Below are 13,894 nucleotides of genomic sequence, written 5' to 3' on the forward strand. Positions count from 1 at the left end.
TGCACAAATCACGCTATCCTCTCCCCTATGAGACCGGATCAATTGCTGTATCCCGCCCCTGAGGGGCTGTTCTGTCCGATCGGTGGCTTCTATGTCGATCCGGTGCGGCCAGTCGAACGGGCGTTGATAACGCATGGACATTCCGACCACGCCCGCTCCGGACATGCCCAAGTGCTCGCCACGCGCCAGACGCTGGACATCATGCGGATACGCTATGGCGATGGCTTTTCCGGATCCGAGCAGGCGGTCGGTTTCGGCGAGGAGCTGATCATCAATGGCGTTCGGGTGCGGTTTCATCCGGCCGGGCACGTGCTTGGGTCTGCACAGATCGCGGTGGAGAAGGATGGGCTGCGCATCGTCGTTTCCGGCGATTACAAGCGACGGCCGGACCCGACCTGCGCCGCCTACGTGCCCGTTGCCTGCGACGTCTTCATTACCGAGGCGACCTTCGGACTGCCGGTGTTCCATCATCCCGATCCGCTGGACGAGACGGCGAAGCTGCTGGCTTCGCTCCGGCAATTTCCGGAGCGCACCCATCTCATCGGCGCCTATGCGCTCGGTAAGGCGCAGCGCGTCATCCGGCTGCTGCGCGATGCAGGTTACGACAAGCCTATCTATATTCACGGCGCGCTGGAGACATTGTGCGGCTATTATGCCGGGCAGGGCATAGTCCTCGGCGAGCTGTTGCCGGCAACGATCGAAAGCAGGGATCAATCGATCTTCAAGGGCGCTGTCGTCGTCGGCCCACCCTCGGCTTTCCAAGACCGCTGGGCGAGGCGGTTCCATGAGCCTCTCCCTGCCTTCGCGTCGGGCTGGATGATGGTGCGCCAGCGCGCCAAGCAGCTCGGCGTCGAGCTGCCACTGGTCATTTCGGATCATTGCGACTGGCCGGAGCTGACCGAGACCATCGCTGAGCTGAAGCCGGGCGAAGTCTGGGTCACCCATGGACGGGAAGAAGCCCTCGTGCGTTGGTGCGAATTGCAGGGCATCCCGGCCAAGCCATTGCATCTGATCGGCTATGAAGACGAGGGCGACTGATGAAAGCCTTTGCCGACCTCCTCGATCGCCTGGTGTTGACGCCGAGCCGCAATGGCAAGCTGAAGCTGCTCACCGACTATTTCCGCGAGACGCCTGACCCGGATCGCGGCTACGGTCTCGCCGCGATCGCCGGCACGCTGGAGGTGCGCAACGTCAAGCCGGCCATGCTGCGCGAGCTCGTGCTGGAACGCATGGACGAAGTGCTGTTTCGTTACTCTTATGACTATGTCGGAGACCTCGCCGAGACCATCTCGCTGGTCTGGGACAAGGAAAGCGATATCGTCCGCCCGGCGGGCGAACAGCCGAAGCTCGGCGAGGTGGTGCGCCGGATGAATGCGCTGGGGCGTACCGAGGTGCGCAGCTTCGTTCGTGACCTGCTCGACCGGCTGGACACGTCAGGCCGTTTTGCCTTCCTGAAGCTCGCCACCGGCGCGCTGCGCATCGGTGTGTCGGCGCGACTTGCCAAGCAGGCTTTGGCGGAGCTGAGCGGCAAGGACGTGACCGAGATCGAAACACTGTGGCACGGGTTGCAGCCGCCCTATGAAAGCCTGTTCCAATGGCTGGAGGGCAAGGGCGACAAGCCGGTGCTGGCGACGCCTGCGATCTTTCATTCCGTCATGCTCGCCAATCCCGTCGAGCCTGGCGATCTCACTGGGCTCGATCCCCTGGATTATGCCGCCGAATGGAAATGGGATGGCATCCGCGTCCAGCTTTCGCGGGCGGGAATGACGTGCAAGCTCTATTCCCGCTCCGGCGACGATATCTCCAGCGCCTTTCCGGACATCGTCGATGCCGTCAGCTTCGAGGGCGTCGTCGATGGCGAATTGCTGATCGGCGGCACGGCGCGCTCCAACAGCCCGACGCGTACCTTCTCCGACCTGCAGCAGCGGTTGAACCGCAAGACGGTGACGGCGAAGATGCTGGAGGAATATCCGGCCTTCATCCGTGCCTATGATCTGCTGTTCGATGGCGAAGAGGACGTGCGTGCCCGCGGCTTCCTCGATCGGCGTGAGCGGCTGACGGAAATTATCGAGGCAGCACCCCACGATCGCTTCGACCTCTCGCCGCTGGTCGAATTTACCTCCTGGGAGGAGTTGGACCAATTGCGTTCGTCTCCGCCCGATCCGGTTATCGAAGGCGTCATGATCAAGCGCCGCGACAGCGCCTATCTCGCCGGCCGTGCCAAGGGGCCGTGGTTCAAATGGAAACGCAATCCCTACAATGTCGATGCCGTGCTGATGTATGCCCAGCGCGGCCATGGCAAACGTTCCAGCTATTATTCCGATTTCACCTTCGGCGTCTGGTCGATGACGCCGGAGGGCGAACAACTGGTGCCGGTAGGCAAGGCCTATTTCGGCTTCACGGATGCAGAACTGGAAGTGCTCGACAAGTTCGTGCGCAACAATACGATCGATCGTTTCGGCCCGGTAAGGGCGGTGCGGGCCGATCGCGATTTTGGCTTCGTTCTCGAAGTCGCCTTCGAAGGGATCAACCGTTCGACGCGACATAAATCCGGTGTCGCCATGCGCTTTCCGCGCATTGCTCGTCTGAGACCCGACAAGCCGCCCTATGAGGCGGATCGGCTGGAAAATTTGGTGGCACTAATTGACGCCAAGGCTCCTGCCGTTGATGAATAAGTCAGGTCGATTCCTCACCACAATGTGAGTTGGCCCCGGCTTTCAACCCGTGCAGATTTCGATACTGCCGGGCATATTTGGACAGAGCATATGACAACGTCTGAAGACAACGCATTTCGCCCCGGTCGCCGCACCGTTCTTGCCGGTCTTGCCGTAACACTTTTTGCTCCCAACATCGCTAAGGCTGCCGAAACAAAGGTTCTCGAAACAAAGACGGTCGAGACCAAGGCTGCCGATCCCAAGATCGCCGCGAAAGCCGCGGAGGCGTCGGTCGATCCGCCGCTTTTGGCCGGCGATTATGCCAAGGAGCGTCACAAGTTCCGCACCGACCTTCTGAACAAAGGCCCGGCACCCGACAAATATGAACCGCTGGTCACACCATCGGACGCCGATCAGATTTTTTATCGCAGCGGTCTCGGCGGCGAGCTGGAGCTCGTTGCCTGGGTATCGCGCTATGAGCGCACGCCGAAGCCCAAACCGGCTGTGCTCTTCCTCCATGGGGGCAACGCCATCGGTCAGGGCCATTGGCTGTTAATGAAGCCTTACGTCGATGCCGGCTATGTCGTCATGATCCCGTCGATGCGCGGCGAAAACGGCCAAAAGGGCAATTTCTCGGGTTTCTATGACGAGGTTGCCGACGTTCTCGCTGCATCCGATCGTCTGCGCCACCTGCCGGGCGTCGACCCGCATCGTCTGTTCCTCGCGGGCCACAGCGTCGGTGGTACGCTGGCGATGCTGGCGGCAATGTCGGCCAAACGCTTCCGCGCGGCCACACCCATTTCAGGCAATCCGGATGCCTTCGCCTTCTTCCATCGTTATCCGGAGGATATCCGCTTCAACGCGAAAAATCCGCGCGAATTCCAGATGCGCTCGCCCGTCTGCTACGCCCACAGCTTCAAATGCCCCTTGAAGGTCATGCACGCCAGTGAAGAGACCAATTTGCAGGCCCGGGCGGCGCTGCTTTCGAAGCGTGCTCTTGCCGGCGGTGTAAAAATGGAATTGGCGACGGTTCAGGGCAATCACAACTCGGCGCTGCCGGGTGCGATCGAACAGAGCATCCAGTTTTTCCGGAGTGTGGCGGCCTAAACGGTCAGCCCATCAACCGGTCCACCAGCGCCGCCGCGGCTTCTGCAATCACCGTTCCCGGCGGAAAGATCGCGTCTGCGCCGGCGGTTTCCAATGCAGCGAAATCCTGAGGCGGAATGACGCCGCCGACCGCGATGAGGATACGACCGGCGTGGCGGCGGTTGAGCGCTTCCTTGAGTTCCGGCACCAGCGTCAAATGGCCGGCGGCAAGCGACGAAGCGCCGATGATGTCGGCGCCTTCCCGAACCGCGAGATCGGCCACTTCCTCCGGCGTCTGGAACATGGCGCCGACGACGACATCGAAACCGAGATCGGCGAAAGCCGTGGCAATGACCTTTTGCCCGCGGTCATGTCCGTCCTGCCCCATCTTGGCGACGAGGATGCGGGGCTTCTCGCCCTTTGCCTTGCGGAAAGTTTCCACCTTGGCAACCGCCTTGTTGAACAGAGGATCGGCGGTGCCGACTTCCTTGCGATAGACGCCGGATATGGTTCTGATTTCCGCAACGTGCCGGCCATAGGCCTTTTCCAGCGCCAGCGAGATTTCGCCGACCGTCGCACGTGCGCGCGCCGCTTTGACGGCGAAATCCAAGAGATTGCCGGTGCCGTTGCGCGCGGCATCGGTCAGAGCCTCCAGAGCGGTCTCAACCGCCGTTGTCTCGCGCGTGCCCTTCAATTGCTGCAGTTTCGAGAGCTGGCGGGCGCGGACTTCGGAATTGTCCACCTTCAGCACGTCGACTTCGATATCCCGTTCCGGTCGCGAGAAGTTGACGCCGACGACGGTCTGGTGGCCGCTGTCGATGCGCGCCTGCGTGCGGGCGGCCGCCTCTTCGATCCGGAGCTTCGGAATGCCCTTTTCGATGGCTTTTGCCATGCCGCCGAGTGCTTCGACCTCTTCGATATGGGTGAGCGCGCGGGCTGCCAGATCATGCGTCAGCCGCTCGACGTAGGCCGAGCCGCCCCAGGGATCGATGATACCGGTCGTGCCGGATTCCTTCTGCAGCAGGATCTGTGTATTGCGGGCGATGCGGGCCGAATGATCCGTCGGCAGAGCAAGCGCTTCGTCGAAGGAATTGGTGTGCAGGGACTGTGTGTGGCCCTGCGTTGCCGCCATGGCTTCGACCATGGTGCGGATGATGTTGTTCATCGGATCCTGCGCCGTCAGCGACCATCCGGACGTCTGGCTGTGGGTGCGCAGCGCCAGCGACTTCTCGTCCTTCGGCGCAAAGTTCTTCTGCATCAGTGCGGCCCAGATCAGCCGCGCCGCGCGCATCTTGGCGACTTCCATGAAGAAATTCATGCCGACCGCCCAGAAGAAGGAGAGGCGTGGCGCGAAGCTGTCGATATCGAGCCCGGCAGCCACCCCGGCACGGGCGTATTCGATGCCGTCGGCGATCGTATAGGCGAGCTCCAGATCCGCCGTCGCACCGGCCTCCTGCATATGGTAGCCGGAAATCGAGATCGAATTGAATTTCGGCATGCGCTGGCTGGTATAGCTGAAAATGTCCGAAACGATCCGCATCGAGGGCTGCGGCGGGTAGATATAGGTGTTGCGGACCATGAACTCCTTGAGGATGTCGTTCTGGATGGTGCCGGAGAGCTTATCCTCGGAAACGCCCTGTTCTTCGGCGGCGACGATATAAAGCGCCATCACCGGCAACACAGCGCCGTTCATGGTCATCGATACGCTCATTTCTCCGAGCGGGATGCCGTCGAAGAGCTGGCGCATGTCGAGAATGGAATCGATCGCCACGCCCGCCATGCCGACATCGCCTGCAACGCGCGGATGGTCGCTGTCATAGCCGCGATGGGTGGCAAGATCGAAGGCGACGGAGAGGCCTTTCTGCCCGGCCGCGAGATTGCGGCGGTAGAAGGCGTTCGATTCCTCGGCGGTGGAAAAACCCGCATATTGGCGGATGGTCCAGGGCTGCTGGACATACATGGTCGGATAGGGGCCGCGGACGAAGGGAGCTGCGCCAGGATAGGTGTCGAGGAAGTTCAACCCGGCAAGGTCAGCAGCGTCATAGACGCGCTTGACGGCGATGCCCTCCGGAGTTTGCCAGGCCGGGGCGTCGGTTTTTGAAGTAACCGCTTTCGGTCTCTTCCAGTCGATTTTGCTGAAGTCGGGGATAGTGGTCACCGAGCCGATACCTCCGCGAATTCCAATGCCGCCTTCATGCCCCAGCTCCCTCATCCAATCGCACCGGCATCAGTCCCATCCCGCCTGCGACCGGACTCAACTCCCCCAAAACCGGAACCGGTCGCTCCGCCTTCATCGCAAACAATGTCGTCCCCACAATCGGCTTTGCCACACGATTTGCCCGCGCTTCCTGCACCATCGCCGCTAATCGGCCACTGGCGATAAACTTCGCAAGCCCGCCATCCCGCTCGATGCCCGCAAAAATCTCCCAGGCCTTTTCCGCCAAAGCTTCGGTCAGCGCCTCGATGCCGCCAGCTCCGGCGGCCGGGTCGACGACATGGTCGAGATGGCTTTCGGCAATCAGGACGGTCTGCATATTGCGCGCCAGGCGCCGCGCCAGCGGATCGGGAATGCCATGGGTCAAGCTGTGCGGCAGCACGGAAATCTCGTCGGCGCCTCCGGTGCCGGCAGAAAAGACGGCTATCGTGTTGCGCAGGATATTGGTTTCCGGGTCGAGCCGCGTCAGCATGCGGTAGCTCGTTTCCATGTAGAGATGGGCGACCGGCGGGTCGGAAATGCCGCAAACCTCTGCGATGCGGGCAAAGATCATGCGTGCGGCGCGAGCTTTCGCCATGGTGACGAATTGGTTCTGATCGGCAGACAGACAGAGACTTGCTATATTGAGGGTCACTTCCGGCGCGACGCCTGCGTCATCCAATAGTTTCAGATGAGCGACGAGAGCCGCCGCCATGACGGCCAGTTCCTGCGCCTCCGTTCCGCCGGCATTGTGCACGGCGCGGCCATCGGCATTGAAAACGGTTCCGGCAAATCCCGCGTCATGGAGACGTTTGAAGCTGCCCGTCATCTCCCGCGTCGTGCTGGAGGCGAAAACGTCGAGGCTGAAATGCACGGTCGGGCGATGTTGGTTCTTCTCGAGCGCCGCCGCCAATGCCGCGGCAAAGGCCGGTGAGAGGCCGTCCAAGCGCAGCGAAATGGAATTGCCGGAAACAGCAGCCGCCAATCTTGCCGCAAGCACCCCCGTCTCGTTGTTGAGGCCGATACCAAAGGCCGAGGGGCTGCTTTTCGAGATCAGGCTGACGCCGTTGCTCCCGTTGGCGAGATCCTCGCCGAGCTGAAGGAAAGCGCGTTCGATATCCGGATCATCCATCCGCTGGCTGACGACCCAAGGTCTGTCGGTTTGCCGGCGGGTGAATGGCGCGGCATCGGAGCGGCGGGCATAGAGCGGCTCGATCGCGATGCCGTCATCCGTTCGCGATACCAGCGCCTCCTGGTAATCCGCGCCCTTCAGTGCCCGGTCCACCAGCTTGAGCCATGCCTCGCGGCTTACCGGAGCAAAAACGTTCGGGTCCAGACTGTCGATATTCATGCTATCCTCCGTCTTCCAATGGTCTAACCCAAGCCAGGGCAAGGGAAAACAGAAGTTTGGCCTATTGGAGCAATATCTTCGCATGCGACGCCAGCCTCGCGCCAGCCGCGCCGGTCATCATGTGGCTGACCGATCCATATTCAACTGGTTCCCGATGATGGCCGATCTCCTGCCTGTTTCCCGTCGCTTGCTTGCTGTAGCCGCTTTTGCCGCGCTGTCCGCCTGCAGCATCATTCCCGATACCGGAGCGACCGATCCCGACCGGTTCGTACAGGAAACAGCGCCTGTCTTTTACCAGCCCGAAGGTATCGATCCACAAAAGGTAAAACGCCTGCCGGTCCAGCCGGTGCCGCAAGCGCGCGATCTCTTCCGCACGCAATTCAATCAGACCTACGGCCTGCCGACCTCCAATCCGGTGCATCAGGCCATGTATGCGCAGAAGAGCGAAGACGATTTCACCCTGCCGGCCATCCCCTATAAGCGCATAGATCAGCGCTTCTTGCGCCAGGAAGTGGACTATCAGACCGATGAAAGGCCCGGCACGATCGTCGTCGATACGAGGGGCCACTATCTCTATTTCGTCGAGCCGGGCGGCAGGGCGATGCGTTATGGCGTCGGCCTCGGCGCGGCAGGTTATGCCTGGCATGGCAGGGGCATCATCCAGTGGAAGCAGAAATGGCCGCGCTGGACGCCGCCGAGCGAAATGGTGGCCCGCGAACCGCAGATCAGGCCGGTTTCAGCCGAACGCGGCGGCATGAATCCGGGGCCGACCAATCCGCTCGGCGCTCGCGCCCTCTATATCTTCCAGAATGGCAAGGACACGCTCTATCGCATTCACGGCACGCCGGATTGGCAGTCGATCGGCAAGGCAGCGTCATCCGGCTGTGTGCGCATGCTGAACCAAGATGTGATCGATCTCTACAATCGTGTGTCGGCAAGGGCCGAAGTCGTGGTTCTGTAACGGCAGATTGCAACAAATTTTCGTGATGTTGCATAAGTGCGATAGCCGGGCTTCGCTGCCCTCTTTAGTTTTATTCCTGTCTCTGCGAATCTTGCGGGGAACCGAATCGGATCGTTTCGAGTTCCCGCTTCCCTTCCAACAGGAATGATGCTGTCGACATGAGCCTGCCTTCTTCTCTTTCCCGACGAAATTTCCTCGCCCTTGCGGGCATTGGCGCCGTTTCGACGCTCGCCGGCTGCGCTTCCACGGTGGAGAGCAATCCGATTGTCAGCCCCGTGCAGTATAACGGTTCCACCTATCGCCCCTTAGGCAGTTGGCTCTCCAGCTATAATGGCGAGCAGCCGGACCCGGCTGTGATCTATGCAGCTATGGATGATGGCGGCTTTCATCTTCCGGCAATACCCTATGAGCAGATCGATCCGCGATATTATCGTCAGCGCGTTGTCGATCCGACGGGTGAGCCGCCAGGCACCGTCGTCGTCAATACGCGCGAGCGCTTCCTCTATGTCACCGAACCGGGCGGCACGGCGATGCGCTATGGTATCGGCGTCGGTCGCGAAGGCTTCGCCTGGCAGGGCCGTGGTGTCATCCAGTGGCGCAAGAAATGGCCGCGCTGGAACCCGCCGGACGAAATGGTCGCCCGTCAGCCGGAACTCGTCAAATATTCCATCGCCAACGGCGGCATGGAGCCTGGCTTGAAGAATCCGCTCGGCGCGCGCGCGCTTTATATTTTCGAGGATAAGCAGGATTCGCTCTACCGTCTGCACGGCAATCCCGACTGGCGCTCCATCGGCAAGGCCGTTTCCTCGGGCTGCGTTCGCCTGCTGAATCAGGACGTCATCGATCTCTACGACCGCGTGCCGCAACGCGCGCCAATCTTGGTGACGCAGGCGTAAGCTTGGACATGTTTTTGACGAGTGGAATTTAACGGCTGTTATTCGGCCGTTAAATTCGCTCTTAGCCGCTGCAGCCGGTCGCGCAGACTGGCCATTTCATTCATATCGCAGCCGACGGCTTGGCCGATGGCTGCCATGATCATACTGACCTGGCATTTCATGCCGGCGCCCTTTTCCGTCAACGAAACGATTACCTGGCGTTCGTCCTTCGGGTCTCGTACGCGCCCGATCAGGCCGGCTTGCTCGAGGCGTTTCAACAGCGGCGACAGCGTGCCCGAATCGAGATCAAGCTGCTCACCGATGGTCTTGACCGACAAACAGCCTTTCTCCCAGAGCACCAGCATCACCAGATATTGCGGATAGGTCAGCCCGACGCGATCGAGGATCGGCTTGTAGGCGCGATTGAAGGCATGCGCGGTCGCGTAGACGGCAAAACAGAGCTGCCGTTCCAGCCGCTTTTCCTCATCCGGGATTGCCCGCTCCTGCACCTTGTCCGTCATCGCTGCTCCGCCAGTTTCTTGTTGACGTCATTGTCACAGGTTCATTTTTCAAAATCAAATTACAAAAATATATTGCGCACGATTAAATCGCGTTATATACAAACTTCATCCAACTCGCAAAGGAGATCTGACATGCCTATCCTCTACACCACCAAGGCTTCCGCTACCGGCGGCCGTGCAGGCCACGCCGTTTCCGAAAATGGCGTTCTTGACGTCACCCTGACCGTGCCGAAGGAACTCGGCGGCGACGGCGCTACCGGCACCAATCCGGAACAGCTCTTCGCTGCAGGCTATTCCGCCTGCTTCCTTGGCGCCCTGAAATTTGTTGCAGGCCAGCAGAAGGTCAAGATTCCGGAAGACGCCAAGGTGACGGCAACGGTTGGCATCGGCCCGCGCGCGGATGGCACCGGCTTCGGCATCGAAGTCTCGCTGTCGGTTCACATTCCCGGCATGGAAAAGGCCGAAGCTGAAAAGCTCGCCGCTGCCGCTCACATCGTCTGCCCCTATAGCCACGCCATGCGCACCTCGACGGAAGTGCCGGTCACGGTTGCCTGAGAACGGGCTTTCTCATCTTCCGAACTGACGGAACGGATGACATAAAAGAGGAGCGATATGCATTTCGGTGCATGTCGCTCTTTTTCTTTTGCAAGAAAGTTGCTATATGTTTTCTTGAGAAAGGATATAGCCATGATATCTGCTCAAGCGATCGGTCACGCAAATCCGGGCGAGGCCCTAGTCATCACCAAGGCGGTCGTTAATGCCGCGGAGCGGCTGGGCTTGAACGCCCGCATGCTCGCTGCTGTCATCGGCGTTTCGGAAGCGACGGTGTCGCGCATGAAGCGGCAAGATCATCTTCTGGAGCGGCACAGCAAGCCATTTGAACTCGCCGTTCTTTTCGTACGTCTGTTTCGCTCGCTCGATGCCATTGTCGGCGGCGATGAGGCCGTGGCGCGGCAATGGCTGCGCAATGTCAATCTCGCCTTCGGTGCAACGCCGCTCGAAAAGATCACCTCCATTTCCGGATTGACCGATGTCCTTGCCTATCTGGACGCCCGCCGCGCTATCGTCTGAGGCTCGGCCGATTTCAGGCCGCTATTGGCGACTGGTGGAGGCGCAGCATCAGGTCTCGACCTTGAAGCTGGTCGACACGCTGGAAGAGCAGGCGCTTCTCGAGCATCTGCTGGAGGAGAGCAAGCCGGCGCTGCCGCCGGAATGCGCTGGTCTGGACTATCTGTTGGCCACTCCCTTCCGCTACGGAGCGATCTACCCTCACGGCTCACGCTTCAGGCGTGCGGGACGCACCCTCGGCGTCTTCTACGCTTCCGAACGGGTCGAAACGGCGCTGGCCGAAATGAGTTTTTACCGGCTGCTTTTCTTCAGCGATTCTCCGGAGACGCCGTTGCCTGCCAATGCGGCGGAATACACCGCCTTCGCCGCCGCGATCAGCACCAAAGAGGCGATTGATCTTACCCGCTCGCCGTTGGATCGAGATCGCGAAGCATGGACCGATCCCGTCAGCTACGAAGCTTGCCAGTCGCTCGCCGACGCGGCGCGTGCAGGGGGCATTCAGGCGATCCTCTACCGCTCCGTCAGGGATTCCCAAGGCGGGAAGAATATTGCCCTTCTGACGGCCCATGCCTTTGCCGCCCGCGAACCGGTCGAACGGCAGACCTGGCGCATCCGGCTGTCGCCGGCCGGTGTGCAGGCACTCTGCGATTTTCCGAAAAGTCGCATCGGTTTCGCACGCAGCGATTTCGGCGCTGATCCGCGCATGCGAAACAGCGCTTAAGCCAACGTGAGCAAATCCCGCCGCAGCCGGTCCGCATTGCCGTCGGGCAGCCGCGCTTCCACCTCGGCATGCGTCACTTTCCAGATCGGCACGGCGGCTGCAAGCACCGCTTTGCCTGACGGGGTCAGGCTGAGTAGCCGGGCACGGCGATCCCTGGGATTGGGAAGAATGCTTATCCAGCCCCGCCGCTCCAGCGGTTTTAAGGCCGCCGTCAGCGTCGTCTGATCTATTGCGAGCAGCGTCGCCACCGGCCCCATGGCCGCAGGCTCTGGCCTGTTCAGCGACATCATCAGGGAAAACTGGCCATTGGTGAGCCCGAGCGGCCTCAGCGCTTCGTCGAAACGGCGCGCCAGGGCCCGAGCGGCGCGCTGCACATGCAGGCAAAGGCAGGTATCGCGCACGAGTAGTGTTGTCTCGAAAGGAATTTCAATCATGTTTGACATGGTTTACTAATATTGATATCAATGCATTTGTCAAGTTTGGTGAGAAGTGGACGCCGGAGGAGGGCGCGACAATGAACCAAATCGTTTCACGCGAGGTGTGGCTGGAGGCTCGCCGCGAACTGCTTGCCAAGGAGAAAGAAGCGACGCATTTGCGTGACCGTATCAATGAGGAGCGCTTGGCGCTGCCCTGGGTCAAGGTCGACAAGGACTATGTTTTCGACACGCCCACGGGGAAGAAATCGCTGGCCGATCTCTTCGACGGCCGCAGTCAGCTCATCGTCTATCACTTCATGCTCGGTCCGCAATGGGAGGCCGGATGCCCCGGTTGTTCGTTCCTCGTCGATCATTTCGACGGCGCCCTGCCACATCTCAATCATCACGACGTCACCCTCGTTGCCGTTGCCCGTGCGCCGATCGAGAAGATAGAGGCTTACAAAAAGCGCATGGGCTGGAAGTTCCCCTGGGTGTCGTCTTTCGCCAACGACTTCAATTTCGACTATCACGTCTCCTTTACGGCAGAGCAGCTCGCCGGCGAAAAGGTGTTCTACAATTTCTCTGCCATGGACGCGAAGAACGGCCACGACGAACTTCCCGGGCTCAGCGCGTTCTACAAGGATGAGGCCGGCAATATTTTCCACACCTATTCCAGCTATGCCCGCGGCGGCGAAGAGATGATCGGCACGCTGATGATCCTCGACAATGCGCCGAAGGGACGCAACGAAGGCAGCACCATGGATTTCGTGCGTCGCCACGATGAATATGACGAAGCCCCGAAGGCGCAATCCTCCTGTCACTGAAGCATCAGCCCAAGCCGCGCGATTTTCCGTCGAAGGTCGCGCGGGAACAAATATCCGAAGTGCCGTGTTTAAAGCATGTCGCGCAAAAGTGTGCAGCGGTTTTGCGATAACGACATGCGCAAAATCAGGACCTAAAGCGCAAGGAGCGGATCTGAAAGATCGCGATGCGCTACGGGGTATAGGGCTCGGCCAATCGCAAAGGAGGGACGCGATGAAGGCGAAACTGACGGAAGAGCACGCATTCTGCAGTCCGGCCAGCTATCGTGAAGCCATCACACTCATCGACGACAATGAACGCATCTTTTCCTCGTGCCAGCCGGACTGAAGCTGGAAGGAATTCATGATCGCCAATTACCGCCGCAAGCAATAGGGAGATCTACAATGGCTGCGAAGGGATATTTTGTCTGGTACGAACTGATGACCACCGACATGGCCGCGGGAGAGGCCTTCTACCGCAAGGTTGTCGGCTGGGACGCCAAGGATGCCGGGATGCCGGAAATCGAAATGGCCTATACTCTGTTCAGCGCCGGCGCCGGCCCGATCGCCGGCATGATGATCCTGCCGGAAGAGGCCAAGGCCATGGGGACGCCACCCTGCTGGACCGGCTATATCAGCGTGCCCAATGTCGATGAGGCTGCCAAGACGATCGCCGCAAAGGGCGGCAGGGTCTATCGAGAGCCTGGGGACATTCCGGGTGTCGGCCGCTTCGCCGTCGTCTCCGATCCCTATGGCGCCGCCTTCTGCATTTTCACGCCGTTGCCGGGCCAGGACTGGCAGCCGCCGGAACCCAATGCTCCCGGCTATATCGGCTGGCACGAGCTCTATTCCAACGACGGCCCGAAAGCCTTTGATTTCTACCGCGATATGTTCGGCTGGGAATCGAGTTCCGATTTCGACATGGGTCCGATGGGCACCTACAAGATCTTCAAGATCGGCGACCGCGACTTCGGCGGCATCATGACGAAGCCGGCGGAAATGCCGATGGCCGCCTGGAACTTCTATTTCAATGTCCCGGCAATTGATGCCGCTATCGGCCGCGTCAACGAGGCCGGCGGAAAGGTCGTCAACGGCCCGATGGAAGTCCCCGGCGGTAGCTGGATCGTCCAGTGCACCGACCCGCAAGGCGCGTTCTTCTCGCTCGTTGCGCCAGTGAAATAAGCTTTTGCCTTCTCCCCTCGGGGGAGAAGGTCGCGCGCAGCGCGGGTTGAGGGGGCGTTACTGGG

Annotated in this window: 14 protein-coding genes; 10 read left to right on the forward strand and 4 right to left on the reverse strand. The window is 60.5% G+C overall.

Features of this window, described 5'->3' with window-relative positions; genetic code table 11:
• Nucleotides 1–27: 27 nt before the first annotated feature.
• From PH547_RS08410 to PH547_RS08420, 3 genes are all read left to right on the forward strand, one after another.
• On the forward strand, nucleotides 28–1,038 hold the full coding sequence (locus PH547_RS08410) for a ligase-associated DNA damage response exonuclease (RefSeq protein ID WP_104822374.1): 1,011 nt from the start codon (nucleotides 28–30) through the stop codon (nucleotides 1,036–1,038).
• A complete protein-coding gene (locus PH547_RS08415) occupies nucleotides 1,038–2,675 on the forward strand; it encodes a cisplatin damage response ATP-dependent DNA ligase (RefSeq protein ID WP_104822375.1) in 1,638 nt (545 codons plus the stop codon). Before PH547_RS08410 ends, PH547_RS08415 begins: the two co-directional genes overlap by 1 nt.
• Nucleotides 2,676–2,765: 90 nt before the next feature.
• Nucleotides 2,766–3,761 (forward strand): alpha/beta hydrolase family protein, encoded by a 996-nt coding sequence (locus PH547_RS08420; RefSeq protein WP_104822376.1) that lies wholly within the window; start codon nucleotides 2,766–2,768, stop codon nucleotides 3,759–3,761.
• A gap of 4 nt (nucleotides 3,762–3,765) precedes the next feature.
• Here PH547_RS08420 and scpA read toward each other — a convergent pair whose 3' ends face one another.
• Nucleotides 3,766–5,898, reverse strand: coding sequence for a methylmalonyl-CoA mutase (scpA, locus tag PH547_RS08425; protein ID WP_104825020.1), 2,133 nt, complete (start codon nucleotides 5,896–5,898; stop codon nucleotides 3,766–3,768).
• A 34-nt stretch (nucleotides 5,899–5,932) separates the two neighbouring features.
• The gene (locus PH547_RS08430; RefSeq protein WP_285167987.1) at nucleotides 5,933–7,285 is read right to left on the reverse strand and encodes a methylmalonyl-CoA mutase family protein; all 1,353 of its coding nucleotides are present in this window, start codon (nucleotides 7,283–7,285) and stop codon (nucleotides 5,933–5,935) included.
• A 154-nt stretch (nucleotides 7,286–7,439) separates the two neighbouring features.
• Between PH547_RS08430 and PH547_RS08435 the strand changes: the two genes are divergently transcribed.
• Entirely contained in the window at nucleotides 7,440–8,246 is an 807-nt protein-coding gene (locus PH547_RS08435; RefSeq protein WP_199773564.1) for a L,D-transpeptidase, read from the forward strand.
• Nucleotides 8,247–8,404: 158 nt separating this feature from the next.
• Nucleotides 8,405–9,142 carry a L,D-transpeptidase family protein gene (locus PH547_RS08440; RefSeq protein WP_104822378.1) on the forward strand — a complete coding sequence of 246 codons (738 nt, stop codon included), beginning with the start codon at nucleotides 8,405–8,407 and terminating at the stop codon, nucleotides 9,140–9,142.
• A 38-nt stretch (nucleotides 9,143–9,180) separates the two neighbouring features.
• Here the strand turns inward: PH547_RS08440 and PH547_RS08445 are convergent, their stop codons facing one another.
• A complete protein-coding gene (locus PH547_RS08445; RefSeq protein WP_104822379.1) occupies nucleotides 9,181–9,642 on the reverse strand; it encodes a MarR family winged helix-turn-helix transcriptional regulator in 462 nt (153 codons plus the stop codon).
• Between the two features lie 132 nt (nucleotides 9,643–9,774).
• On the opposite strand from PH547_RS08445, the gene PH547_RS08450 reads away from it, so the two are divergent.
• From PH547_RS08450 to PH547_RS08460, 3 genes are all read left to right on the forward strand, one after another.
• Nucleotides 9,775–10,197, forward strand: coding sequence for an organic hydroperoxide resistance protein (locus PH547_RS08450; protein ID WP_104822380.1), 423 nt, complete (start codon nucleotides 9,775–9,777; stop codon nucleotides 10,195–10,197).
• Nucleotides 10,198–10,329: 132 nt separating this feature from the next.
• A complete protein-coding gene (locus PH547_RS08455; RefSeq protein WP_104822381.1) occupies nucleotides 10,330–10,713 on the forward strand; it encodes an MbcA/ParS/Xre antitoxin family protein in 384 nt (127 codons plus the stop codon).
• On the forward strand, nucleotides 10,673–11,431 hold the full coding sequence (locus tag PH547_RS08460; RefSeq protein WP_104822382.1) for an RES family NAD+ phosphorylase: 759 nt from the start codon (nucleotides 10,673–10,675) through the stop codon (nucleotides 11,429–11,431). Before PH547_RS08455 ends, PH547_RS08460 begins: the two co-directional genes overlap by 41 nt.
• On the opposite strand, the gene PH547_RS08465 is transcribed toward PH547_RS08460, so the two are convergent.
• On the reverse strand, nucleotides 11,428–11,874 hold the full coding sequence (locus PH547_RS08465) for a MarR family winged helix-turn-helix transcriptional regulator (protein WP_104822383.1): 447 nt from the start codon (nucleotides 11,872–11,874) through the stop codon (nucleotides 11,428–11,430). The two genes, PH547_RS08460 and PH547_RS08465, sit on opposite strands and share 4 nt — an antisense overlap.
• Before the next feature lie 71 nt (nucleotides 11,875–11,945).
• Here PH547_RS08465 and PH547_RS08470 point away from each other — a divergent pair, with 71 nt between their 5' ends.
• Both PH547_RS08470 and PH547_RS08475 read left to right on the forward strand, forming a co-directional pair.
• Nucleotides 11,946–12,671, forward strand: coding sequence for a DUF899 domain-containing protein (locus PH547_RS08470; RefSeq protein WP_104822384.1), 726 nt, complete (start codon nucleotides 11,946–11,948; stop codon nucleotides 12,669–12,671).
• Between the two features lie 381 nt (nucleotides 12,672–13,052).
• Entirely contained in the window at nucleotides 13,053–13,829 is a 777-nt protein-coding gene (locus tag PH547_RS08475; RefSeq protein ID WP_104822385.1) for a VOC family protein, read from the forward strand.
• Nucleotides 13,830–13,894 lie beyond the last annotated feature (65 nt).

Source organism: Rhizobium cerradonense (assembly GCF_030182455.1).
GTDB lineage: Bacteria > Pseudomonadota > Alphaproteobacteria > Rhizobiales > Rhizobiaceae > Rhizobium.

What these genes read in the sequence shown, in the direction of transcription:
- PH547_RS08440 (WP_104822378.1), top strand. Translation starts at nt 8,405, where the DNA reads ATGAGCCTGCCTTCTTCTCTTTCCCGACGAAATTTCCTCGCCCTTGCG.
- PH547_RS08465 (WP_104822383.1), bottom strand. Translation starts at nt 11,874, where the DNA reads ATGTCAAACATGATTGAAATTCCTTTCGAGACAACACTACTCGTGCGC.
- PH547_RS08475 (WP_104822385.1), top strand. Translation starts at nt 13,053, where the DNA reads ATGGCTGCGAAGGGATATTTTGTCTGGTACGAACTGATGACCACCGAC.
- PH547_RS08430 (WP_285167987.1), bottom strand. Translation starts at nt 7,285, where the DNA reads ATGAATATCGACAGTCTGGACCCGAACGTTTTTGCTCCGGTAAGCCGC.
- PH547_RS08420 (WP_104822376.1), top strand. Translation starts at nt 2,766, where the DNA reads ATGACAACGTCTGAAGACAACGCATTTCGCCCCGGTCGCCGCACCGTT.
- PH547_RS08445 (WP_104822379.1), bottom strand. Translation starts at nt 9,642, where the DNA reads ATGACGGACAAGGTGCAGGAGCGGGCAATCCCGGATGAGGAAAAGCGG.
- PH547_RS08415 (WP_104822375.1), top strand. Translation starts at nt 1,038, where the DNA reads ATGAAAGCCTTTGCCGACCTCCTCGATCGCCTGGTGTTGACGCCGAGC.
- PH547_RS08455 (WP_104822381.1), top strand. Translation starts at nt 10,330, where the DNA reads ATGATATCTGCTCAAGCGATCGGTCACGCAAATCCGGGCGAGGCCCTA.
- PH547_RS08435 (WP_199773564.1), top strand. Translation starts at nt 7,440, where the DNA reads ATGATGGCCGATCTCCTGCCTGTTTCCCGTCGCTTGCTTGCTGTAGCC.
- PH547_RS08470 (WP_104822384.1), top strand. Translation starts at nt 11,946, where the DNA reads ATGAACCAAATCGTTTCACGCGAGGTGTGGCTGGAGGCTCGCCGCGAA.
- PH547_RS08410 (WP_104822374.1), top strand. Translation starts at nt 28, where the DNA reads ATGAGACCGGATCAATTGCTGTATCCCGCCCCTGAGGGGCTGTTCTGT.
- PH547_RS08460 (WP_104822382.1), top strand. Translation starts at nt 10,673, where the DNA reads ATGTCCTTGCCTATCTGGACGCCCGCCGCGCTATCGTCTGAGGCTCGG.
- PH547_RS08450 (WP_104822380.1), top strand. Translation starts at nt 9,775, where the DNA reads ATGCCTATCCTCTACACCACCAAGGCTTCCGCTACCGGCGGCCGTGCA.